Annotated in this window: 27 protein-coding genes and 2 CRISPR repeat arrays (1 of these 29 cut by a window edge); of the genes, 20 read left to right on the forward strand and 7 right to left on the reverse strand. The window is 56.4% G+C overall.

Annotated features, from left to right (window positions below; all coding sequences use genetic code 11):
• Nucleotides 1-225: 225 nt before the first annotated feature.
• The 3 genes from H6F46_RS06785 (at nt 226) to H6F46_RS06795 (ending at nt 1,585) form a co-directional block, all read left to right on the forward strand.
• Nucleotides 226-474: a helix-turn-helix transcriptional regulator gene (locus H6F46_RS06785; protein ID WP_190354059.1), complete on the forward strand. Its 249-nt coding sequence runs from the start codon at nt 226-228 to the stop codon at nt 472-474.
• 121 nt (nt 475-595) lie between these two features.
• Nucleotides 596-1,081: a pentapeptide repeat-containing protein gene (locus tag H6F46_RS06790; RefSeq protein ID WP_190354060.1), complete on the forward strand. Its 486-nt coding sequence runs from the start codon at nt 596-598 to the stop codon at nt 1,079-1,081.
• Between the two features lie 9 nt (nt 1,082-1,090).
• Nucleotides 1,091-1,585, forward strand: a complete 495-nt coding sequence (locus H6F46_RS06795) for a hypothetical protein (protein WP_190354061.1) — start codon at nt 1,091-1,093, stop codon at nt 1,583-1,585.
• Nucleotides 1,586-1,680: 95 nt separating this feature from the next.
• Here H6F46_RS06795 and H6F46_RS06800 read toward each other — a convergent pair whose 3' ends face one another.
• The 4 genes from H6F46_RS06800 to H6F46_RS06815 form a co-directional block, all read right to left on the reverse strand.
• A complete protein-coding gene (locus H6F46_RS06800; RefSeq protein WP_190354062.1) occupies nt 1,681-2,379 on the reverse strand; it encodes a 3'-5' exonuclease in 699 nt (232 codons plus the stop codon).
• Nucleotides 2,376-2,726 (reverse strand): hypothetical protein, encoded by a 351-nt coding sequence (locus H6F46_RS06805; RefSeq protein WP_190354063.1) that lies wholly within the window; start codon nt 2,724-2,726, stop codon nt 2,376-2,378. Before H6F46_RS06805 ends, H6F46_RS06800 begins: the two co-directional genes overlap by 4 nt.
• A 76-nt stretch (nt 2,727-2,802) precedes the next feature.
• On the reverse strand, nt 2,803-3,168 hold the full coding sequence (locus H6F46_RS06810; RefSeq protein ID WP_190354064.1) for a hypothetical protein: 366 nt from the start codon (nt 3,166-3,168) through the stop codon (nt 2,803-2,805).
• A gap of 515 nt (nt 3,169-3,683) precedes the next feature.
• On the reverse strand, nt 3,684-4,022 hold the full coding sequence (locus tag H6F46_RS06815) for a hypothetical protein (protein ID WP_190354065.1): 339 nt from the start codon (nt 4,020-4,022) through the stop codon (nt 3,684-3,686).
• A 575-nt stretch (nt 4,023-4,597) separates the two neighbouring features.
• Here H6F46_RS06815 and H6F46_RS06820 point away from each other — a divergent pair.
• The 7 genes from H6F46_RS06820 (at nt 4,598) to H6F46_RS06850 (ending at nt 9,992) form a co-directional block, all read left to right on the forward strand.
• Nucleotides 4,598-5,443, forward strand: coding sequence for a hypothetical protein (locus tag H6F46_RS06820; RefSeq protein ID WP_190354066.1), 846 nt, complete (start codon nt 4,598-4,600; stop codon nt 5,441-5,443).
• A gap of 578 nt (nt 5,444-6,021) precedes the next feature.
• Nucleotides 6,022-6,696, forward strand: a complete 675-nt coding sequence (locus tag H6F46_RS06825; protein ID WP_190354067.1) for a hypothetical protein — start codon at nt 6,022-6,024, stop codon at nt 6,694-6,696.
• A 90-nt stretch (nt 6,697-6,786) separates the two neighbouring features.
• Nucleotides 6,787-7,050 carry a hypothetical protein gene (locus H6F46_RS06830; protein ID WP_190354068.1) on the forward strand — a complete coding sequence of 88 codons (264 nt, stop codon included), beginning with the start codon at nt 6,787-6,789 and terminating at the stop codon, nt 7,048-7,050.
• Nucleotides 7,051-7,213: 163 nt separating this feature from the next.
• A complete protein-coding gene (locus H6F46_RS06835) occupies nt 7,214-7,534 on the forward strand; it encodes a hypothetical protein (RefSeq protein WP_190354069.1) in 321 nt (106 codons plus the stop codon).
• Nucleotides 7,535-7,728: 194 nt separating this feature from the next.
• Nucleotides 7,729-8,154 carry a hypothetical protein gene (locus H6F46_RS06840; protein WP_190354070.1) on the forward strand — a complete coding sequence of 142 codons (426 nt, stop codon included), beginning with the start codon at nt 7,729-7,731 and terminating at the stop codon, nt 8,152-8,154.
• A 224-nt stretch (nt 8,155-8,378) separates the two neighbouring features.
• Nucleotides 8,379-8,735, forward strand: coding sequence for a hypothetical protein (locus H6F46_RS06845; protein ID WP_190354071.1), 357 nt, complete (start codon nt 8,379-8,381; stop codon nt 8,733-8,735).
• A 6-nt stretch (nt 8,736-8,741) separates the two neighbouring features.
• Nucleotides 8,742-9,992 carry an ATP-binding protein gene (locus H6F46_RS06850; RefSeq protein ID WP_190354072.1) on the forward strand — a complete coding sequence of 417 codons (1,251 nt, stop codon included), beginning with the start codon at nt 8,742-8,744 and terminating at the stop codon, nt 9,990-9,992.
• Between the two features lie 201 nt (nt 9,993-10,193).
• On the opposite strand, the gene H6F46_RS06855 is transcribed toward H6F46_RS06850, so the two are convergent.
• Nucleotides 10,194-10,541 (reverse strand): hypothetical protein, encoded by a 348-nt coding sequence (locus tag H6F46_RS06855; protein WP_190404985.1) that lies wholly within the window; start codon nt 10,539-10,541, stop codon nt 10,194-10,196.
• Nucleotides 10,542-11,080: 539 nt separating this feature from the next.
• Nucleotides 11,081-11,288: direct repeats of the CRISPR family, unit length 19 nt; unit sequence TCAAGTCAGGGTGGCGGCA.
• A 184-nt stretch (nt 11,289-11,472) separates the two neighbouring features.
• Between H6F46_RS06855 and H6F46_RS06860 the strand changes: the two genes are divergently transcribed.
• Genes H6F46_RS06860 through H6F46_RS06870 form a run of 3 tightly spaced genes read left to right on the forward strand, consistent with a single transcriptional unit; the run spans nt 11,473 to nt 13,290 of the window.
• Entirely contained in the window at nt 11,473-12,231 is a 759-nt protein-coding gene (locus tag H6F46_RS06860) for a hypothetical protein (protein WP_190354074.1), read from the forward strand.
• Between the two features lie 28 nt (nt 12,232-12,259).
• Nucleotides 12,260-12,592, forward strand: a complete 333-nt coding sequence (locus H6F46_RS06865; protein WP_190354075.1) for a hypothetical protein — start codon at nt 12,260-12,262, stop codon at nt 12,590-12,592.
• Nucleotides 12,592-13,290, forward strand: coding sequence for a hypothetical protein (locus H6F46_RS06870; RefSeq protein ID WP_190354076.1), 699 nt, complete (start codon nt 12,592-12,594; stop codon nt 13,288-13,290). Before H6F46_RS06865 ends, H6F46_RS06870 begins: the two co-directional genes overlap by 1 nt.
• Before the next feature lie 410 nt (nt 13,291-13,700).
• On the opposite strand, the gene H6F46_RS06875 is transcribed toward H6F46_RS06870, so the two are convergent.
• A complete protein-coding gene (locus tag H6F46_RS06875) occupies nt 13,701-13,919 on the reverse strand; it encodes a hypothetical protein (RefSeq protein WP_190404990.1) in 219 nt (72 codons plus the stop codon).
• A gap of 238 nt (nt 13,920-14,157) precedes the next feature.
• Nucleotides 14,158-15,048: a hypothetical protein gene (locus tag H6F46_RS19260; protein ID WP_242027820.1), complete on the reverse strand. Its 891-nt coding sequence runs from the start codon at nt 15,046-15,048 to the stop codon at nt 14,158-14,160.
• On the opposite strand from H6F46_RS19260, the gene H6F46_RS19265 reads away from it, so the two are divergent.
• From H6F46_RS19265 to c2c8, 7 genes are all read left to right on the forward strand, one after another.
• Nucleotides 15,036-15,815 carry a hypothetical protein gene (locus tag H6F46_RS19265; protein WP_242027821.1) on the forward strand — a complete coding sequence of 260 codons (780 nt, stop codon included), beginning with the start codon at nt 15,036-15,038 and terminating at the stop codon, nt 15,813-15,815. The two genes, H6F46_RS19260 and H6F46_RS19265, sit on opposite strands and share 13 nt — an antisense overlap.
• Before the next feature lie 285 nt (nt 15,816-16,100).
• The gene (locus H6F46_RS06885) at nt 16,101-17,225 is read left to right on the forward strand and encodes a hypothetical protein (protein WP_206753576.1); all 1,125 of its coding nucleotides are present in this window, start codon (nt 16,101-16,103) and stop codon (nt 17,223-17,225) included.
• Nucleotides 17,226-17,400: 175 nt separating this feature from the next.
• Nucleotides 17,401-17,883, forward strand: a complete 483-nt coding sequence (locus H6F46_RS06890) for a hypothetical protein (protein WP_190354079.1) — start codon at nt 17,401-17,403, stop codon at nt 17,881-17,883.
• Nucleotides 17,884-17,922: 39 nt separating this feature from the next.
• A complete protein-coding gene (locus H6F46_RS06895; RefSeq protein ID WP_190354080.1) occupies nt 17,923-18,390 on the forward strand; it encodes a hypothetical protein in 468 nt (155 codons plus the stop codon).
• 116 nt (nt 18,391-18,506) lie between these two features.
• The gene (locus tag H6F46_RS06900) at nt 18,507-18,767 is read left to right on the forward strand and encodes a hypothetical protein (protein ID WP_190354081.1); all 261 of its coding nucleotides are present in this window, start codon (nt 18,507-18,509) and stop codon (nt 18,765-18,767) included.
• Nucleotides 18,760-19,137, forward strand: a complete 378-nt coding sequence (locus H6F46_RS06905; protein ID WP_190354082.1) for a hypothetical protein — start codon at nt 18,760-18,762, stop codon at nt 19,135-19,137. The genes H6F46_RS06900 and H6F46_RS06905 overlap by 8 nt, the downstream gene beginning before the upstream one ends.
• Before the next feature lie 892 nt (nt 19,138-20,029).
• Nucleotides 20,030-21,712 carry a type V CRISPR-associated protein C2c8 gene (c2c8, locus tag H6F46_RS06910; protein WP_190354083.1) on the forward strand — a complete coding sequence of 561 codons (1,683 nt, stop codon included), beginning with the start codon at nt 20,030-20,032 and terminating at the stop codon, nt 21,710-21,712.
• 250 nt (nt 21,713-21,962) lie between these two features.
• Nucleotides 21,963-22,766: direct repeats of the CRISPR family, unit length 36 nt; unit sequence CTGATCAACGTGTTTTCCCCTTGGCGGGGGTTGCAC; it runs 514 nt beyond the window's last position.

Genomic DNA, 22,766 nt, shown 5'->3' on the forward strand with positions numbered 1-22,766 from the left:
GTTTTTCGTTGTCGGCTAGCGCGATACCCTTACAATCTTCGGTAGATACACGCAAAGGCAATCGCGGGTCTACGGATTCGTGGGTATCTAACCAAAAGGGGGCGGCAACCCGTCTTTTGGTCAGGGGCGAAGGGCGGCAACCCTTCGCCTCTGCTTTAGCTCTTATCAGTCAATGAACAAAGTTCGTGATAAATCAACTTGAACTTTGTTCATATCAAGCTTATCATGAGACAAGAGTTAGTCAACAAAAATCTCGTGAGTATCCGAGAATCACTACGGTTAAACCAACAGCAGTTCGCCACCGCCCTTGGTGTTTCGACTCGCACGATCTCTTTATGGGAAAACGGCAGGGTTCGTAATCCGCGACTGACTTTGACTCAAACAAAGCGCTTGGTAGAAATGACAGGTAAGACCTTGGATGAACTGGTGGAAATTTTTGAGGCGCATCTGGAGGATCCTCTGTCCTCTAACTAAAGCCTTGGTGAAATGCGCAAAGCCCACCCGATTGATCGAGTGGGCTTTGTTTTTTGTGACTTCGATCGCCGCCTTCAATCCTTCAGCGATTTAGAGTCCTGAGAGTGTTGGGACGCAGCGCATGAAAACAGCAACCGCCCTCGCCTTCTTGCTCACTGCATTGATTACCGGCTGTGAATCTGACGGCCCCGTCGTTTGCTCCGGTAGTAACTGCGATCGTCGTCAGGCAGACTTCAGTAACCGCAAAATGGCAGGCTCAAACCTCAGCCAGGGTTACTTCGAGAAATCGAACTTTTCAGGGGCAGACCTCACCGGATCCAATCTCGCCGGTGGCGACTTCCGGGACTCCAATTTCACCGGGGCCAACCTCTCCGGGGTCAACCTCAGCGGTGAGGCATACCTGAAAGGCGCAAACCTTTCCGGGGCTAATCTCAGCGGCGCAGATCTCACCAATGCTCGCCTAGACGAAACCGATCTCACCGGGGCTAACCTCAATGGGGCCAACCTCGCCGGAGCAATGCTGAACGATGCCACTGGCGTAGATTTGGCCGGGGCGAAACTCTGCAAAACGCGCCTCCCCGACAACTCAGAATCAGGCTGCCCCTAGGAATTTCTTATGCAAGTCGCTGCATTCCTGCTCTGGTCTTTGCTGGGTTTAGCGATCGGCTGGGCGGGAGCCGTGGCCAAAGCCGCCCTACTCGCCAACGATCCAGGATGGGCCGGCACGTTCTACATTGTGACCTGCGCCATTTGGATTGGTGGCTTATTCCTTGGGTCAATCCTGATTGCCCGTGGCTTCCAAGCCTGCGGTATCTGGTTCACGCGCACCCTCACTACTTGGTGCGGTGTCCTGACCGTTTTGCTGTGTGGACTGTCCGATCTGTCCTTCGACTACCTGCTTTGGCGCAAAACCCAACCCGCCAACACGCCCCCAACCCTCACCGCCTGGTGGCAGCAATACAGCACCAAAGACGTGATCTCCTACAGCCGTCGCCATGGGGCTACAACCTTGCCCCAGGGCGTACAGTTTGCGCTTCAGCTAGGGGTTGCCGCGCTGATTGTGGTGTCCGGTTGCTCCGGTCTGGGCTACGACCCTGAGGACGATCGCTAAGATATGGCCGCGCATGTCAAACAACACAACACAACCGCGATCAACCCTGTGGGGCGATCGCGGTTTTTTGTTGGGCAACTGGTAAGGATTACTTGCTAGGGGATAACTTGGAGATCGAAGGGCAGTGCCTTGACCCAATCAGATTGGAGGTCACAGTGGCGGATTTGGCGAATCCACTGCTTGCGATCATCCTTCCACCAAAAGCCCGCGTTTTTTGCCAGTTGTCGATTGTCGTAACCGACCAACGCGACAACCGTTACTCGCTCGGATTGGGTGCGGGTGATCGCCCCCTGAACAACAGCAGGTAAGCGATCACCCAACCGATCTAGGCAGGCCACCAGTGTCCGCACATCATCACCCGCCCGGTGCGCGTGCAACACCCCCACGCCCATCGACAGAGACAGGGCAATCTGAGATTGAGGTTTGCGAATCCAGTCAGCCGTCCACTCGAAATCGCTGTAGGCGCACAACCAAGGTTTACTGGACTCTGACTCAACCGCTTTCTTGAAGAACGGGCGATCAAACTCAGCATTAAACGCCACCCAATAATCAGCCAGTTCAGCGAGTTGGCGGAGGTATCGCAGCGCCCAATCCTGAGCGGACTCAACTTGGGTTAGGGCGGGGTCAATTTTATTGACCGACCAAGCGGGGTTGGTGGCACTGGGCAGCAGGGTAGAGACCGAAGCAACCGCGCCGCTCACCTCCCCAATGTGGTAGAGCGTGGCGGACACCTCAAGCGCGTGATCGTCAGTAGTTACGCCCGTAGTCTCGGTGTCAATCAGCAGTAAATTCATTGCTTTGTCAGAAATTGCAGTAATTCGGCGCGATTGGCATTGCGAGCCGTTTTCAGCCCCCGCTCACGGGCAATTTGTCGCAACTGGGCCACGTTGTATCCCTCCCACTGCCCCTCCTCGATGGCGGCTTCCTGGGCTTGGACTGGGGCGGGGCGAAGGGATCGTAGCCAGGCGATCGGGTCGGGCTGCTGGTCGGCCTGACGGGCAATCTCGGTTAACGCCTCATGAAACGATTGAGGCAGCCGAATCGGCATCGAGGGCGTGTTGCGCCACTTCGCCGCCCAGGTGGTTGAGGTGCGGCCCCCAAACCCCTCGCGGCGGGTCAAAGTTTCGGTGGTTTGCGTCACTGTGATTACCTAGCGCGTTACAGGCAATAGTCTAAAGCCTGTAACCGGCATATGTCAAGCCGGTTACAGGCTTGTTTTAAATCAAGCTCAATTGCTGGACTGCTGGATCGGGGGTGAGTGCCGTTTGCAGCGCTACACCAAAGTCCTGCCGCGCTCGATCGATAGCGGCCGGTGACGTGCTCTCATCATCCAGATCGTCATCAGGCCCCCAATACCCTGACCAATCAAAGGAAAACCATTCATCGCCATAAACCCAGGACAAAATCGGCTCGCCATAGGCGCTATATAGTGACCATCCATCGCGACTTTCGATCAGCTCATGGCCATCCGTATCTAGCGATGGTTCACCGCGATACCATCCAGCAGCCAACAACCCTAAAGCGACATCCCTAGGTGTTCCCTGCATCCATGCCGAAACGCCATCTAATAAAATTCGAGCCATAACGCCTCATTTCTCGTATTGCCTAGGGCGATTAGCCCTAGGCGTTGTCTTGGTCGATCCAATGGTCAAATCAGGCTCAATTGCTGGACTGCTGGCTTGGGAGTGAGCGATCGAACGCTGGTAATTTTGCCGAACAAATCCCGCTGAATCGCTACCGGCTTGGGGGTTGCGACGGGATTAGCCGAAGCATTGCAAAAATCACTCAAGAATCGGGCCAGCCCCTCATGATCGCCGGTTTTCCAGGAAACAAGGCTTTTACCATGCCCACCTAACTGAAGGCGATCACCGTCCAAGAGGCATATATAGAATCGGCCGCGAGAGAGCTTGATCCTGTACCACGGACGATCGGCGGGAGCTAGCAAAATGCCATCGCGAAATTTCCAGCCAAACCGTAGGGCCACCCGATTTATCGCATCCCAATCCGCAGTGTAATTGCGTGCCATATCAAAACCTTGTGTACTTGAACGCTGGCTTAAATCCCAGCTATTAGAGGCCGTAGCCCCTAATCGTGGGAATTAACCAACCAAAGTTAAGCGGGCAAAATAGGAAGCCGCTAGCGTGATTTGCCCCAGTCGGGATTGGCAAACAACCAAATCGCCAATCACGGAATCAACCGTAATTTCCAGACCACGAAACAACCAACGACTACCAGCAACAACCGGAAAGTTTTCGCCGTTCATGCCATCAACAACCTGGACAACCCCTAGCTCAATTCCGTCGGAGGGAATCACCTTGAAAACGGGATGGTCTTCTAACGCTACCGTCCAGCTATCTGAGTCAACAGATTCCACAACCGCGAAATAGCAATCGCTAGAAGTTTGTACCTTGATCCGCTTGCCAGTTAAGTCTTGCATTGCCTGTTACGCGCTTCAGAATGCTCTTAGCCTATAGCCTGTTACAGGCAAGTGTCAACCCCTAGCGCCAAAAAATATTTGCCTGTTACAGGCATTGACAACAGCCTGTAACAGGCATTATCTTAAAAAGCGAGCAATAGCTAACGCGACACGGCATTAAGGACGCGGGCTAAAAAGCCTGTGAACGGGTTAATGAACCTATTGCCAGCGTGAGAGACAGAACACTGAACCGGTGCTTTTGGCGTAGTGGCCATACCGCTATTAGCTAAGGGGACGTGCTGTTGGGCAAAGCCTAGGACTTGACCCGCTAACGCTCAAAAAATAATCAAACCAACCAAACAGAAACCCTAAACAAAATGAACAAGCGTAAGAGCCAAGGCAAGCGAAAACGAAAACAGGTTAGAGACTTTAAAAACCACGATCTAGCCGGTAGAGAACTAGCAGTAATTGCGGTCAATGATCTACACGTTGACCCCGAAAGATTCCAATACAAATTAAGAGCCGGTCGCGACGGTTCCGTTAACTCGCTAGCGGGGATTGCTGCATGGAGCTTTGCTGCTGAAAGCGTCCTAGATGTGTGGCGTGATTTTGATGGCAAGGTTTACGTGGTAAACGGGCACAACCGCCTAGCCCGCGCCAAACAATTAGGCGTAAAGAATTTGCCCTGCAAGTTTCTGAATGCGGTTTTCTGGCAACAGGCTAGGGAATTAGGAGCGATCGCCAATATCGCGGCTGGATGTGGCACTGCGTTGGATGCAGCCCGGTTCTTCAGGGACGGGAATTGGGATCGGGCCCGTCTGAAGCGCTACGGGATCCGCCTATCGCAGTCCGTTGCGGCTGATGGCTGGGCAATCGCTCGCCTATGCCCTGAGTTGTTCGATCGGGCCCTCAGTGGCACGATTACCGAAAAACGGGCAGCGATTATCGGATCGGCGGGCCTCACACCATCTCAGCAAATCGCCCTGGCTTCAGCGATCGACAGCCGTGAATCGGCCGGCAAAATTTGCACTGATGACCAGGTGCGCGAGTTGGCAGCACTAGCCAAAGTTTCGGCTACCGAAACGGTAGAACAAACCACATTGTTCGGTTTTGAGAGTTTCGAGCGCTCTCTAATCTTTGAAACGGCTGAAGTCCAGGCCGCGATCCGGGCCCAACTGTCGGGCGATCGCCGTCTCTACCGGGCCGCCGTGAAGGGAGCTGACACTTTGGAATCGGCCAGCGTGGCCACGGTCGATCGTTCCGCTGGGGAATCCCTAGCCGATCGGGCCAAGACCGCCCTAGAACGTTTCAACGCTGAAAAGCTGCTTGCTGGCCCCATTGCCCAAGCCGTCCAGCAAGCGGCCGAACAAATTGCAGCGGGCCAGCCCAAGACCTGCGCGATCGCCCAAGCCTATGAAGCCGTCCTGGCATTGCTGGCATAAAAAAACGGCCGAGCATTGCCCGGCCGTCTCATCTCTCCATGTTCTCAGGGGGAAGGTCGCACCAACTGCCTTAGCGCCACCTCGAAAGCCTTGCGAGCAACCACGTCCCGAGGGGTTACCATCCACGCTTGCAGCGCAAGAGCAACGCAACAGATAGCCTCTTCTGTGTCTTCCTCACTCTCTCGGTGACCCGGCTCAGGGGGTTGGCGGCTTTGGCTTGTCTCCATTGTCTTTTCTGATGCAACCTTTGGCAATATCTGACCCTGACTATCTGCCTCAGTCGCCTTAGTTTGCATAACATAATCCTCCAACCAGTCCCCCAAGCTCTTGCCCGCCGCTTCAGCTTCACGACGGCAAAACGCCTGAAATTCCGGGCTAATCCTGAAATTCTGAGTGACCTTGCCTAGGTATTTTCTGCCCATTCCGCGATTCTCGCATGGTGACTAACGAGATACAAGTTATTTTTCTTTGCATTGCCTATTGACATAGACGATACAAGATTGGTAAAAGTTGTACAAGATAAAACGCTGCGATTTCGCAGCGAGAACGCAACAACTTCGCAACACCACCAAACCCATATGGCCAAAGGATTTGGGTCTGAACCCCCGGTTGACCCGCAACCCATTCGCAGCACCTTCGCAACACCTTCGCAACACCTTCGCATCACCTTCGCAGAACCCTCGCAAGACCTCGCAACGGAAACCACCTATAGCGGCGTTGAGCTGGCCAACCTCCTGGGCTGGTCAGAATCCACCCTCCGTAACCGGTTTAAGACCGTGCTGATCCTGGTGCAGCGGGGTGTTTTGACCCGTGAGGAACTCAGCGAAAACGGCCGCTACACAGAACGGGCCCGCCACTTGCTTGAAAGCTTGGGCGCTACCCTCGCGACCGATCGGATGGGCGGCCCGCGCTGGCTTGAAGAACAAGCCAAGACCCTGAAAACGTTTGCCGCCATGGCCGAAGCTGTGCCGGTGGAAGTCGTGCAAGACGAACCGGGCTACTCCGGGGCGATCGCACTCTATCAGCAACGCACCACAGCGATCACTCAATCCACCGAAGAGATAGTGGAAAGCACCCTCACGCTGGTCTCGGGCTTACGCGCCCAGCAACTTGGTTTCCGTCGCCAGCGCCAAGAAGCCATGCGGCAACAGGCCAGGCAACATGCAGCGGAGGACGTTGCAGTTTACGAGGCCACCTACGCTCAGACCATGAACGAACTGGCGATCGCATCGGGAAACGCCTCAGTCGCCTAGCCGCCTGGTGGCGACGATTTTGGAAACGATGAGAGCCGGGGGGATGGCACTCCCACACCGGCTCAGTAAACCTCAACAGGTCTAAACCCTATGTTCGGACGGAAACGCCCAGACGGCAACTCTCAGAGCTTTGAAGAGCTGCGCCGCATTTATTTACAAGCCAACGATCTTCACACCGATGATCCACGGTTGGCAGAGCGGGCCGCTACCGCCCAGGCCAAAACTGCCAAGGGCTACCAATTATTCGAGAGCGATCGCCAGGCACTATCAGATCTCAATCGCGAATCGCGGAAGGATGCGCCGCCGCCGCCCAAAATGCACGCCGACGACGATTCGGCGTGGCGGTGGTGGTAGCTATGGACTTGATTCTGAGTTTTTGCCTGGCCGGGAGTCCAGGCGACTTCCCCGATCTGGCCAACTGGTTGCGCGGCTCTGGCCGCCGGGGCTGGGTTAGCCGGATCGAATACCGGCGCTGTAACGATCGCCGCGATTACGGGTGCAAGGGAGGTTTTCTGTAATGCAGCACTTCCAGCAGCGGCAGCGGCAACCGTCCCAGCCAGTCCACCCCGAAGCCCCAGACGGCGAAGGCTGGTTGCATGTGGCCGTCAAGCAGCAATCGCCGCCACCACCACCGCCGCCACCGTCGTATTACTATCCCCCGCCGAAATCCCCGCTCCGCTACTGGGTTCCTCGCATTGTGCTGGCGCTGGCTGGCTACTCCCTCGCGATCGGCTACCGGGACTGGGAAATCCTCCAAGCCAAAAACCGCGAAGCCCAAGCCCTCCAACAAGTCCAGCAGCTCCAGCAAGCCAAAGAAGTCTACTGCAAGAGCCTATGACGGCCCCACAGCAAAACGCCCTAGTCGTCGCCGCCTTGGCGGCCACCTGCCTGGTTGGCGGCGTAGCTCAGGGAAGCGGACAGGCGATCTTCGCCGGGTTCGGATTTCTCGCAGTAATTCCCACCACACTCAATCCCCCACCCGATCCGAAGTAACGAAGCAATCAAACCCCTAAGAATCAAGAGGCATCAACCATGTTCGGGATTCGCAACTTTTTGAAACGCCATCTTTCGGTGGAAGCTCTCACCAGCTCAGTTGAGCGCAAAATCGCCAGCGACATGGCCCGCGATCCTTCCCACCCCCGCAACGCGATCGGCGGGAAATTGATCGCCTCGATCCAATCCGTTCGAGAGCAAGCGATCGCCCGTCGTGAGCTTGAAGATTTAGTCCCGGCCCACAACATCCGAGCGATTGAAGTCAAGGCAGAAATGGATTTTTTCGTTAGTCAGACACCTGAATGGCAGGTTGCTCACGCCGACGAAAGAGAACGCATCCAGCGGGCGATCGATTCGCTCAATCAGACATCAGAGCGAATCAAATCCCTGGCTGACACCGCTGGCATTGAACTGAATGCCGTAGACATCCATCACGGCGCTCTCTCTACCTGGAAGCAACCCTAACCCGCCGCCCCCAAGTAACCCTAGCCACCCCGCCCGCGCGGGGTTTCGAGTTTTATGAAGCGCACTCAAATCGCAATCCAGATCGCTAGCTGCCTAGCCGCCGGTTCACTGATGGCCCACTCCTTCGACCAAAAAGACCTATCGCAACACTTGGCTACGGCTTGCGCTGCGATTGTGGCCACAGAAACGCTCGTGATCGCTTCTAGTGCTCTGGAGGATGAGTAATGCAGCCCGTCAACATCGATATCGACCTCCATGGCCAATCGCAGCCCACCGAGCCACGCAACCCACGCGCCAAGCTGCTGACCCTGGCCGCCTTTCCCTCGCTTCAGCCCGCCAGCGTGGCCGACGCGATCGGCCGCCTGCTTTTTGCGATCGGCTCCGGTTTTGGGCTGGTCGGAGCCGTTAGCCTGATGCCCCCCACGCCCCCAACCTGGGCGCTCCTGGCGTTGCTGGTAGCGATCGCCCTCACCGTCGTGGTGTTGGTGGCCAAATTCGGCCACCGCTCGGAACAGGCCGCCCTCACCGTCTACGGCGCAATGGGTGCGGTTTCCGCCTTGATTGCTGTTTTTGTGGGGTAAGTTGCTGTGATTTTTGAGCATCTACAAGACAAACACCAGGCGGCCACCGCCCTCACCCGGGCCACCTGGGGCGCGATCGCCGTGGGGGCCCTCTCAGTTGTTGCAGCTCCCTGGATTGCCCACCCCGCAGCCCGGTTACTGTTTGGCAGCAGCGCGGCCACCATGGGGGCGTTGGCGATGGCCACCGATCGGCAAAAGCGCAAGTTAGATGTGGTTTTGAAAACCGCTGAAGCCGAAGGGGCGATCGCCACCATCGCAGCCCTCCGGCGCGAGCTGGCCCCCGCCCGAATTGAGCAAGCCCTAGCGCTGCCGGAATCGTCCGACCCGCTGCCCATGGCCCAATGGTGGGGCGATGTTTTGGACGCACGGTTGCTGCTGATTTGCGGGCCTCAAGGGTCGGGTAAAACCAGCCTTGCCCTGCGACTGCTGGCCGATCGCGCAAGCCAAGGTCATCAGGTGCAAGTTCTCGACCCTCACGCAGCCAAGGGGCAATGGCCTTACCAGACCATCGGAGCAGGTAAAGACTACCGGGCGATCGATGCCGCGATTAAGGATTGGATCGATGGAGTGGAGGGGCACTACCGGGCGATCGCGCAAGATGCCAACGCACCCACACCCACGCCCCAAACACTGCTGGCAGAGGAATTAACCCAATGGGCTGATGAGGTTGAATCGGCTCCCAAGATGGTGCGTGTTGCTTGCTCGGATATCCGCAAGGCCAAGCGCTACCTAGTCGCTGTCAGCCATGGTCGGACACTGGCCACCCTCGGGGGAGCAAAGGGGTATCGCAGCACGATCGACAATGCGGCCATGGTGCTTGAACTTGACCGGGCTGCTGATGAGCTAGGCGCATCCACCGGCCGGCTCTACCGTCCCGGCAACCCGGAACCGATTCGAGTTGCGATCGACCGTTGGGCCCCCACTCCTGCGATCGCAGCAGCAGCCACCGCCTCAGCAATCCCAGGTGTTAACGCCACCCATTTCGCTCTCGAATGGGACTTGCGAGAAGCCATTGAATTGCCCCACCAAACAATCGCCAGGGCAGAAGTAAAACAGGAGATTTTAGACCTTGTTCTTAAGGCCTTGGATGGGCGAAGCAACTGGTTTTCGATGGCTCAGATCAAGCAGCTCCGTCGCCCCTTGCAGCGAGTTGATGACGCAGATTTAAAAAGTGTCTTAGACGCTGCTGTGACCATGGGAGACCTCGAAATTGACCAATCTGGCGCTATTCCCAAGTACCGTCTAAGTAACGTCTAAGTTGCCCATGCCACAAGGCTTAGACGGTCTTAGACACCCCCGTCTAAGCACCGTCTAAGCACCGTCTAAGCGTCTACAGACCGTCTAAGCTAGATAAATAAATTTTGCCCGCCAATCTTTTGGCGTTTTTTTATTAGCAAAACCTTCTATTTTAGCAAATTCAGCTATTGATTATTTCGTACAAAAAAGACTTGCAAAAACTTAATTAGTTGTGCTTACAATAATCAAAGACCGCACAAAAACACCCCCAAAAACGTGCCAGAGCCAACGCTCGAAGAAATCTTTGAAGGGGCCAGCCAAACGCTGGATTCGATCGTTTTGCCCAAGGAGGCGCTGGCTACCCTCGCCCCCAAAAGCAGCAACACTGGCGATCAAATCAGCGCGGCGTTGCTGTCCACGCTTCAGCGGTTCTATGTGCCAGAGCGTCGGGCGCGGGACGGCGATTGCTCGATCGTTTCCGATCCGCCAATCCAAATCCCAGACCTGTTCTCTGAGGGGCGATCGCATCATGTGCTGTCCTTGGGGTTCGCTCTCTACTACGAGAGCCAAGTGCCAGAACTCCGGGCCGATCTGCTGGGTTTTCCGGGGCCGCGCAAGCTGGCAGTGCGAGCCAGGTTGGCGCTCAGGATCACAGGCAGTTACCCGCGTTCTTTGGGTGGGTCGATTTGGGCGATCGCTCAAGTCAGGGTGGCGGCTCAAGCGCCAACCCTGTCCACTTGCTCAATCAGGGCGATCGCTCGGGTCGAGGTGGTCAGGGTTTCGGTACTGACTGGGGTGGTTTGCGTTGTGGCCCGCGTCCGAGTCGTCCTCGGCGCGGCTATCCCAATCAGGGCGGACTTGCCCACACGGGCGATCGTTCAAGTCAGGGTGGCGGCAATTTCACCCGCTTTGAGCGTTTTCCCAATCAGGGCGATCGCTCAAGTCAGGGTGGCGGCAGTTCCGATACTTCGCACAGATATCCCTGTTCGGGCGATCGCTCAAGTCAGGGTGGCGGCAATTTCACCCGTCCTGGCTGTGAGTCCGATCCGGGCAATCGCCCGCGTAGGGCTAGATCGCGTGGCTGTGCCGATTGCTCTTACTGCGGTTGAGGCGATCGTTCAAGTCAGGGTGGCGGCAATTTCACCCGCCTTGAGCGTTTTCCCAATCCGGGCGATTGCTCAAGTCAGGGTGGCGGCAGTTCCGATACTTCGCACAAACATCCCTGTTCGGGCGATCGCTCAAGTCAGGGTGGCGGCAGTTCCGACACTTCGCACAGATATCCCTGTTCGGGCGATCGCTCAAGTCAGGGTGGCGGCTCAAGCGCCTTGGGGTGTGGTTTTGCCTGTGCGGGCTACTGGGCAAATCCTGGTTGTGCGCCAGCACCCTCAATTGGTGGTGCTTTTCGTGGGGGTGCGGGTTGCGCTGCTGTCGCTAGTTTCCGTGCCCCGGCGAGTGGATACCCCTGTGCTCGCTGTCGTCCAAATTAGGCTTAGAGGTCAAAATGCCGATTGATGTTCCTTGCCGCGAGCTCGAGATAAACACGCTCGACTGGCTATTTAACTCCGGCCCAACCGTCCAGACAATCCACGGGATTTTGATCGACGGCACGACGGCGGAAATCACAAATCTGATCCAGCGGCCGAATTTATCGCTGGCGGATGTGGTTGCTTTCGAGCTGCCTGAAGCAACAGCAGCCACTTATACCCGGACAAGCCTTAAAGCTCCTGCCCCCTTACCAATCGTCTTCGATTCAGTCTCTGATCAGCGCTCCGAAATTGATCGTGTAATTTTTGCCACGACAATCACTCCGGGGCAGGTCTGGCCTTACTTAGGGCTGGGGGTCGTTGCCAGGAGTCGTCCTTGGGCTAGTCGCTTGCTGACCGCCACAGACGTAAACGCTGACTGGGTGCAATTTCAAACAAGGGGAGTAACTTTTGTTAACGGCGAGCGGGTGATCCTTACTGCCGAGCCAGGAGGAGTGCTGCCCGGCGGAATCAGCGCAAACACGGTTTACCAGGCAAACATTGTCGCTACAGACGCAAACGTCACCCACTTCAATCTTCGCACTCTGGGTAGTACGACAAACATCAACATCACCACTGCCCACACGGGCAACGTGAGAATTCGATCCGTAGACGGATTTTTGGCAAAGCTGACGATCGAGGGCACTGGGTCGATCGGTAATCCCGTGCTGCAACGGCAACAAGCCAGCGGTACTTTCCAGTTTGGCCTAGAGGCCGGCATTCAGGCGATCGCCTAACCCTAAATTCCAACAAAGACACCACACCATGGCCGAACTCACCCTCTCGCAACTCCTTCCGGGCGCGACGCAAGACGAAGACATGATCATGATCCCAAAATCGGCCCTGCCGATGGAGGCGGCGGCCGAAAACCGCGCCGACGTGATCACCGTGGCCCTTCTCAAGCGACTAAGCGCAGTCTTCACCCAGGCGAATCGCGATGGCGACCTCAGCCGATCGATTGTTGTCCAAGAAGGTCGCCCTTCGTTGCAGCAAACCTTCGACTCCTCTGGTAGCAGCACAAATTGGCTAGTTTACGCCTTTGATTGTTCAGTCTTTAAGCAGTGGGATCCAGACCCGCTGGACGCAAACATTTTCTAATGGTCACCCCCTTTCGTCCGCCTTCGGCCAGTGTTTTGCTCGACGGGCAACCCGTCAAAACCTTCCACAGCCCAGACGGCTGGGCATTGGTCGGGCTAACGCTCTTTTACGGCTCTGTGCAGACGGGACAAGTTCAGGTCGGGTACAACAGCAACCCCTGCCCTAACGGGGGGAGCTACTTACCCTTCTTTTACGATCCGGCGCGGGGATTCGTTGGGCGATGGGCCCGGGCGGAGGGCTGCTGGTCTGGGAACTGGTTTCCTACCGCCTCCTCGGTGGATTCCGCCTGGGGGCGCTGGTATGCCCCACCGTCGCCCGTGGGGCCGATTTACGAGCCGGTCTATTCGTTTTACCTGCGTTACGTTCCCAGCGCGATCGCCGCCAACGGCAGCGACGTATCCGGCCCCTTAGGCGTGGAACCCTACGAAGTCCTGTACAACTCCATGAGCGCTCGGGACGCGGCGATCAGCCGACACACCACCACGACGATCGGGCTGCTGGTCTGCGATCCCGCAACCCAAATCCGGTGCGGCCCTTCGCTAAAAACGAGCACCACCACCTGCTGTTTGGACTGTGCCACGGTTTCCGCCCAGTTCGGCGGGCTGGCGGCGGCCCTGCAAAGTGCGGCCGGGTTCACCCGCTTAAAAGCTGATGCCCTGATTGCCCAAGCCGCTGAAAATCGCAAAAACAACCCATGACCACTACTTGCGACGGAATCGAAGCTCAACTTGCGGGGATTAGGGGATCCCTGTCTGCCCTGACAGCCCAGGTGGCTCGCTTGCGTCTGGAAGGCGGCGGCGGCGGGGGAACTGTGGATGAGGTCGCCAGGCGCATGGCCAAGCAAGCGCTCGCGGAAGCGATCCGGGCGGATGCTCATGCACTTCGGGCCGAAGGTCGAGCTTTCGACGCGATCGCTCAGGCAAACGAAGCGAAGGCGATGGCGGCGATGGCTTTGGCGGCGGTGGCGGCTCTAGGGATAGCGGCTCTCTGGTCGGCAGTCAACGCAGCGATCAGTTTAGGATCCAAAGCGCTCAATATTGGTGCTCAGGGTCTCTCAAAAGCCGGACAAGCCGCAAGTGCCGCCTCGGATGCCCATGATCTCGCTAATTTAGGGTGCGATTTGGCCGAAAACGCCCGCAAGGTTGGGGTTAAAGCCGATGGGCGGGCAGGACGGGCACAGCTTGAAGCGGGCAAGGCCCAAGCCAATGCGGACTACGCCGGTCGGCAGGCTGAAACCGGCAGAGCTGAAGCACAGAAAGCCAGCCGAGAAGCCAAGGATGCGGATGGCCGGGCAAAGCGAGCCGATGACAACGCCGATGAGGCTCACACCAAAATCGAGATTGTAGCGGGTGACATTGCAGACGTTTGGAGCTTCGTCAAAGAGCTAGATAGCTTTATCAAGGAAGCTTTTGCAGTGGCAACGGGAGCAAAATCCCTGGCTGAAGCAGGCCTTGATTTGGCCCATAGCGCCCTCGACATTGTGGGAGATGCACGAGACAACGCCAACAAAGCTAAGGGGTTAGCCGGTGGTGCTTTGGCAACTGCTAATAGTGCTTTGGCAACTGCTAAAGGGCTGGCAGGCGGAAAAGGTAAGCAAGGCCCTGCGGGCCCGCCAGGGCCGAAGGGCCCACCGGGAGATAAGGGGCGGCCGGGTGACCCGGGCAAGGCTGGTGACCCAGGAAAGCCAGGAGATAAGGGGCGGCCGGGTGACCCGGGCAAGGCTGGTGACCCGGGTAAGCCGGGAGATAAGGGGCGGCCGGGTGACCCGGGCAAGGCTGGTGACCCAGGAAAGCCAGGAGATAAGGGGCGGCCGGGTGACCCGGGCAAGGCTGGCGATCCAGGTAAGCCGGGAGATAAGGGGCGGCCGGGTGACCCGGGCAAGGCTGGTGACCCAGGAAAGCCAGGAGATAAGGGGCGGCCGGGTGACCCGGGCAAGGCTGGCGATCCAGGCAAACCAGGTGACCCAGGCAAGCCGGGCGATCCAGGCAAACCGGGTAGGTCAGGTGACCCGGGTAAGGCCGGAAACCCAGGAAGGCCAGGTGACCCGGGTAAGGCTGGCAATCCAGGAAAGCCGGGTGACCCGGGCAAGGCTGGTGACCCGGGCAAACCAGGTGATCCAGGCAAACCAGGTGACCCCGGTAAGCCAGGCAGACCGGGTGACCCAGGCAAGCCGGGACGGACAGGTGATCCAGGTCGAACGGGCGATCCAGGTAAACCGGGTGATCCAGGTAAACCGGGTGATCCAGGCAAACCAGGTGACCCAGGCAAGCCGGGTGACCCAGGCCGCCCAGGTGACCCCGGTAGGCCCGGCCGTCCAGGTGACCCAGGCAGGCCGGGACGGCCGGGCGACCCCGGTAGACCTGGAAAACCAGGGCCAGACGGTCGCCCTGCTGACAACGATGGTGACGGCAATAACAATGGCGACGGCGATGGGGGTGATGACGTGGACACCGCAAGGATTTTGCGTGAAATCGAGAAAGTCCAGAAGGCAATCGGAGTAAAAGATTTACCTTTCAATGCTCCAATTCTCAACGAGAGCGCGGTGGGACTCACCTCAATGAATTCCCTGGTCGATATTGCCGAATGGCAAGTTAAGTGCCTCAATTCTGTGCTTGGGAGCTGGCCTCGGAAGGTTCCCTTTATTGATGAAAAAGGGAAGAAAAAAGATGTCGAGTTTCTGCATTTGGGTCACGCGATCGATGAATTGACTCAAATTGCTTTAACCACGGCCGAAGATGCTGATGCGGCGGTCAATGTTGCCTCACGGGCAGTGGTGGAAGCAGTTAACGGGAAAATCGCAGCTTTCCAGGCAACGGACTGGGCTAAAGCCAATGCTAAGTTTTTGGGTTATGCCGCTGTTCCGAAAGCCGAGAAAGTGAGGCTGGCAGTTACTCCCGCTGCTGCTGGAGCCAATAACAAGCTAGAAAACCAGGAAATGGCAGATTTCCTGAAGCCCTCTTTTCGTTTTTACCAGTCCGTGGAATGCCAGGAAAAGCATGATTTGCTTTCAATCGCTAAGAGAACTTTGGAGGATGGGGAAATTGCCCGCGCGGCTCTTTTCCGTCCGCTCAAGCCTACGATGGCCGGACTGACGGGCGAATCGATTCGAGAGGAGCGTAAAAAGGGCAAACGATCAGATAAGCAATGGAAGCAATTCTTGGAGGATATGAAACGCGCTGGGGTAGTGATTAAGGATAAAACCACTTCAGGCCCGAAAGGCTAACTAACTGCAATGCCGAAAACGCTTACACGATCTGAGCTGCCTTCTACGCGGATTGATCGCCAAATTGAAGTACGGCGAAAGGTTGCCAATGCTGGTGGCAAAATCTTAAGCAAAATTCAGCGACTTGGAATTAGTGCTTTTGGTGCAGTTGCTCGTTTTTTCAATCTCGATTTTTCGAGTCTTTGGGACACAATTGTCCAGGGCTATTTCACTCTCAAATACTTTGATTGGAATAGCTCTGACAAAGAAATTGAGCAAATGATCGAAGCGAACAACAAGGCCATCGTGACCCGTGCGGCTGAGTCGCTGGGGGAACAGCTTGGGATTGGCGTTGTGCGTCTGGCTAATTTTTTCCTGGGCAAGGCGGCCAAGGCAGCGGGGTCAATCAAAGTCCCAGTTTTGGCGGCACGGGTGGGGCTAGCTCTGGCTGAAGAGCAAAACGATGAGGCGATGGCAGCGGTGCGATCGCTGTTGGGGGCAGCATCTCAGGCGATGGTTTCTAATGCCTTCCTTAGTTCGATTTTGTACCTAAGACGTAACGAGTTATTTGGGCAAAAGAGCATCACCGACGACAACTTACCCACCGGGTCAATCGCTGAAAAAATCGACTCGCAGATCGAAAAGCTGCCGGAGTTTTGGAGACAGCCCGCCGAAGCTTTTATTGATGGCTTTGAGGACGGCATTGTAAGCGCGGGATACGTTGTGGCCTTCACGATCGACGATCACATTTCGGCGCTGCAATTTGCCCAGCAAGAGAAGGGGCCAATGCGCCGAATTGAAATTGTGCCCGACCCCGACGACCCCGACGAGGTGATCGAAATTTCGGCGCGACAGGGTGACATGAGCGCCGTGATTCCTCAAGTGCTGGCAACCCATGAGCAGCTTCGGGATAAGGATATTGGGCAGTTTTTCGGGGAACCGATCGACGATCGCACCAAGCCCAAGCGGTCTACGCGGTTCCTGAAAATCAGCTATAACAGCCGCCCGCGCCCACCTTGGACTGTTAAGGGGAAAGAGTCCGTCCGCGCCGAAATCACGATTTCGGACGCGAAGGAGGGGCTTGATCGATCGGACTTGCTCAATTTACCGAAATACACGCGCGGGCCGGTCTATTGCCACCAACGGCTAGACAATGGCCGCAATGTCTCGGTTTGGTCTAGCAGTGAAGGCGAGGGGCGGCGACTGTTGCAAACGCTAGTGGACAAACTCAGCACGGCCAAGCTGGTGGAAGGTACGTTTCGCTCATCGACGGGCGATCGCACCGGCACACGCGAGATCACCCGAGTTCCGATGCATCCAGTCAGGGCCTCGCTACTCGACTACGAGCGGATCACCGAAAAGGGAGAAACTTCCGGAAGAGCCGCGAAGAACTTCCAACTTTTCAGCAGGAGCGGAGCAAAAGATAAGTAATTTCTATCATTCAATCCACGACAAAACGCGGCCCTTAAGGGCCGCGTTTTATTTGACCGTCCATTGATCGCAAAAAGACTACACCACAAGCCTTTGAGGACTTGCTACGCTAACCGCAGAAGCTCGATTCCATTCGACCCCTTCAACCGCTACAACCTATTACTACGGACGCTGTATGCTGCAATCCACCTCGCTTCCCGGCGCTTTGCTCGAAACCGCAACTCTGTTGAGCGCCGCCGAAAAGGCACTGGCAACCCCTCGGGATAACATCCAGATTTCTTATAACTTCGAGACCTTTATCGCCAACGTGGTGGCGACTTTGCCTTTTACGGTTGATCTTTCCGGCACGGATCAGGTTGGGTTGGTGCCCACCGATTACGCTCCGGTCTCTGGGTTTAATGCCGCAGCGGTTGCGGGCCTAACCGGCGGAGCTTCGATCACGTCTCCCGCCACGGCTCTGCTGAAGATTGCCGCTGCTATGGACGTGGCCGAAAAAGCCAAGGTCGCCGCTGGTGGATCGATTCCGGACGGTGTGGGAATTGCCATTACGGGCGACCTGGAAAACTTGCAGCTTGGTTTGGCGATCGATGTGCCGTTCCAAGTTGCCGTGGGTTCTGGTGGCACTCAGGTGCTAACTGCCGTTAACTACCTGGCCTAGTTAGCCATACTTCAAACTCATCCTGGTAGGTAGATACCTATGGCAACTAAAAAAGACCCAAACATCGTCCCCGGCGATGGTGTCCGCATCATTGCCAAATTCGGCACTGTAATGCGGAAGAAACCAAGCGGCACGGGCAAAGAACCGTATGTCGCCTACATCCACGTCACGCAGCGCGTGGCTGATGCCCTGGGGCTTGCCCCAGCAAAAAGCAGTGAGCTAGAGCGAAAAGGGAAAGGAGATCGAGTCTATCAAGCCGGGGTGTCTAAGGGGAGTAAATCGGTCAAGGTAGACAACCCCAAAGAACCCGGAAAATTCATGAGTCTGCCTGTCCCCGGCAACGCCAACATCAAGCAGATTGCTGACTTTTTGGCTCCTACGAAAGCCAGCCGCTTTTCGCTAGGTGGTCGCTTTTACCCTTGCACTGGAGAAGAAGCCGAAGCAGCTAAAGAGGCAGTTCGGTCGGCTGCGGCGCAAGAGGCCAAGAAGAAGAAATCGGGTGGCTAGGCTAGGTGAAGCTCATCCATGACCAATCGCACAGCCGCAAACCCGGCAGTGAATACCTGTCGATACCCCGATTTCGGGTGCTGAAGCCAGGGACTTACTCGCGGGTTGCGGTTGCTGTGAGTGCAAATGCTCCTGGATGGACACGTGCCGGGCGGCTGGACTTGATTTCTCGGGTCGATTCCAGCCGCCTGGAGGTGATTGCCCAGCAGATTTCCGTTCCGCTCAATCAGGAGCCAATCCTGATCGAGCTGCCGGGTGGACAGGAGGTGCGCTACTTCGCCTTTGAGGCCTGGCGATCTCGCCGGGCTGGTTTTGCACGATTCCGGCTCAAAATTTGGGCTGAGGACTACTCTTCTCCAGGGGGACAAAGTGCTTGAAACGCTGGTAGAGGACTTGCGACAGCGGTTGGGGCGAGTGGAGCTGTCCCTGTTTGGGTCGGGTGATTCGATCGCCCGGCTCGTGGCCACTACCCAGGCCCAGATGGATCAACTCTCAAAGCTGCCCGGAGATCTCAACGAACTTGAAAACCGCACAATCCTGCTTGAAAACCGAGTCGGGGCACTTGAAGAGCGGGTCAAACGGGCCCGCACAAGCCTCCACCTTCGGGAGCTGATTGCCCTGGTCGATCGAGTGCCAGGCGGCTGGCGAACCCTCCTGATTGCTTGGGGCGGGGCGACGGCGGTCATTGATATCGGCCTCGATCTGGTCGGGGTCTCTCGGATCCTTAAAAATTTCCTTGGGCTTTAAGGCGCGGTTTAAGGATCTGGCGATCGCCCCGCAAAGTGCCCCTCTGAGGGTTCGATCGCCATGGGGGATATCCCAGCGATTTAAGGCGCGGTTTAAGGAGTGGAAATAGTCCAAAGTCTCAAAGCTTTGCAAATCAAGCTTTTGTGATTGTGTGGCTGGGTCTGCAAATCCTTTACCCCCAGTTCGAATCTGGGTGCCGCCTTTTAAAAGACTTCAATCAACCCTTTGTCTTCAAATTTGATGATGAAGGTATTCTCTTTGGCGCTAGTCGCGATGGTGACTAAACCCAAGCCCCGTCAAAGTTTGAAGACGGGACTATTATCATTAATAATGTTGCATTTGCTAAAACGCTGAAACCTAGACTCCATAACGGTTAAACTGCATTTAGCTCAACGCAGGGAAAATAATCACTCCCTGATTGCATTTTCCCCTCATTGCTGACAGCGCCCCAGGCTCTCCCCGATCGTCCCATCATCGATCTGCTATGCCAGTTGAGATCGCCCGATTTCATTTCCGACTAGTCAGGAACGGAATGGGCTACAAAATTTGTGGGCAACCAATCAGAACAGCGCCCAGGTCAAACTCAAAAATAGTTCCCGATCGGCTTCTGATGAACTGGATGCTGACGGCGACGCACAAATAGTCCAAAGCCCCTGAGGATGCAGTGTCCTAGGGGCTTTGGAATTGGCGGGGGTTGGTGATCTTTCCGATCACAACGCTACTCCCATAAACACGCAAGCGGCTTATAGAAGTGCTTCCTGCTCAAAGGCGCTTATCGCACCCTTAGCGAGTCAGGCAGTGGCTATCCCAACAGAAACGAGTGGGAGCCAACCGAGTTCACACTGGTACACACAAACTAGCTGATATCAAGTTGTTTGACAAGCGCGTAACCATGAAAACACTGGAGTTCAAGGCCCATCCTACGCAAGCCCAGATTCTCGTGCTGGAATCTTGGCTGGCAACTCAAAAATGGGTATGGAACCGATCGGTTGGATTGATCAAAGACTTCAATCAGTTCAACGTCTACCACAAACCCGATAAGCGCACCTACCCTGCCAGCCCGATCGTTGTTGAGCATCGATGGCTGTGGCAACCGCGCACCCTGTGGGCTGATGAGGCTGGCATCGAATCACCGCTGCTGACGCGGGAAGTCGTCACCAAAGGCGACAAGGAACTAGAGAGCTATCGAGTGGGTGGCGTTGAGGTGAAGCCCTGGCAATCAGGCGAGTATCCCTGTTGCCCGATCGGCTGGCGGGTGGCCGATGGGCAAAACATCGAACCAACGGGGAAAAAAGGCGATCTGATCCATCCTGTGCGGATGGCTGATGGTGGTCATCCGGCTGTGTCGCTATCAGCCTTGGGGATGGCTTATGCCTTCGCCCAAAAACTGAATCCAGGGTTGAAGGATTGCCCTGCCAACTTCAACCGGGGCACGGTGGCGGCCGCGGCTAAATCCTGGGATGCTTTCAAAAAGGATAAGACGGGAACCCGACGGCCGCCCAAGTTCAAGCGCAAATACGATCGAGTGGACACGCTGATTCACAACGATTCCAAGGGGATTCGGATCGAGGGAAATCGGATTCAAGTGCCGGTGCTGGGATGGCTACGGGTGCAAGGACTGTCAAAGCGCTGGCCCCAAGGTGTGCCGTTTTGCCCCCTGAAGATTTGCCGCAAGGCCAGTGGGTGGTATGTGCAACTAACGGGTGAGGTGGGCGATCGCCCGCCGGTCAAGTTCACGGGCAAGGTTGCCGGGTTGGATGCTGGCGCAACCCAGGTTTACACGGATGACGCGGGGCGATCGCTTGAACCGCCGCGCTACCTGAAGGCCAGTGCCCAAAAGCTGGCCCGCCTTCAGCGCAAGTACGCCCGATCGTTCCAACAGAATGCGGAAACGGTGGCCGGGCGCAAGCGGTGGGGGGCTGATGGGCCAACCAAGAACGCCCAGAAGATCCAGAAGCGCATCGCTCGGTTGCATGAAAAAATCGCCCGATCGCGCCGTGCCTTCAACCATTGGCAGTCAACCAAGTTGGTGCGTCAGTTCGATGCGATCGCGGTGGAAGATTTGAATTTGCGAGGCATGACCCGCGCCCCCAAGGCCAAGGCTCGCGACGATGGCAAGGGGTTTGCCCAGAATGGGGCCAAGCGCAAGGCGGGGCTAAACAAGGTGCTGCTGGACAACGCGATCGGGCAACTGTTCCAACTGACGGAAACCAAGGCGACGGCGGCAGGCAAGGCGTTCATGCGCGTGCCGCCTCACTGGACTTCACGCCGTTGCCCTAAGTGTGGGTCTGAGAAACCCGAGAACCGGCCGCGGCCGGGTGCGCCGTTCCGTTGTGTGGACTGCGGGCACTATGACTCGGACGGCGATCGGAATGCGGCGATCAATATCAAGGCGATGATGACGGGCGATCGACCGAAGCCGGAGGACAAACCGAAGGCGACCAAGGCCCGGAAGGGCAAGGCGAAGCCCAAAGATACTCCTGTGGAGAATGCGCCGATCGAGATTGTGGGGGATGTGGGCGATCGTGACTCGCAAGGGGCTGTGCAATTTGGCGATCAGTTATCGCTGTTTTGAGACGTTATGCCCAAATACAAGCACCTCTCGACGCTTTGCGGGCGATTGGATGAGTTGCCCGTATTGTGGGGACTATAGCGATTTCAGCAGTTTTAGATGCTTGTATTTTCTGAAAGCTTTTAAGGATAGATGTTTCAGCAATTCAAGCTTGTGGTTTTGCTGCGGAAGTTGCTTGGTCAGCTATTCTTTTAGAAGGGTGCTTGTAAAAGTGCCTGGGAAGCCTTGCGGGGCCGATTCTTTGCAGGGTACCCTGATCAACGTGTTTTCCCCTTGGCGGGGGTTGCACCACGGATCACCACCGTGTCAGAACTTCAGTCAGGCTCGGTCTGATCAACGTGTTTTCCCCTTGGCGGGGGTTGCACAGAAACGATCCCGTTCATTTGTAGTTCTCTGAATGGTCTGATCAACGTGTTTTCCCCTTGGCGGGGGTTGCACAAGGATTAGCTGAAGTTGCTCGATCGCCTCGTCACTGATCAACGTGTTTTCCCCTTGGTGGGGGTTGCACTGTAAATGCGGAGAAGAACTAGACATGGCAACCGACTGATCAACGTGTTTTCCCCTTGGCGGGGGTTGCACATTGCCCGCCCTGACAGGGTAGACAGCCGATAGACTGATCAACGTGTTTTCCCCTTGGCGGGGGTTGCACAACAAACGAGCTGGCAATCGCAATACCTCCATTCCTGATCAACGTGTTTTCCCCTTGGCGGGGGTTGCACATCGAGGTAGTGGGCCGCAAGCACTGGATTGCTTCTGATCAACGTGTTTTCCCCTTGGCGGGGGTTGCACCTGTGCTGTGCTGCCGCTGACTTGACCGGCGACTATCCTGATCAACGTGTTTTCCCCTTGGCGGGGGTTGCACCATCCCAACACTCTCAGGACTCTAAATCGCTGAAGGACTGATCAACGTGTTTTCCCCTTGGCGGGGGTTGCACGGCGCAACGGAACCGATGGAACCGATGGGACTGACTGATCAACGTGTTTTCCCCTTGGCGGGGGTTGCACAGGGTCAAGGTGGTATCGAGCGAACGAAAGGGCGATCCCTGATCAACGTGTT

This window comes from Limnothrix sp. FACHB-1083 (assembly GCF_014696485.1).
Classification (GTDB): Bacteria; Cyanobacteriota; Cyanobacteriia; order CACIAM-69d; family CACIAM-69d; genus CACIAM-69d.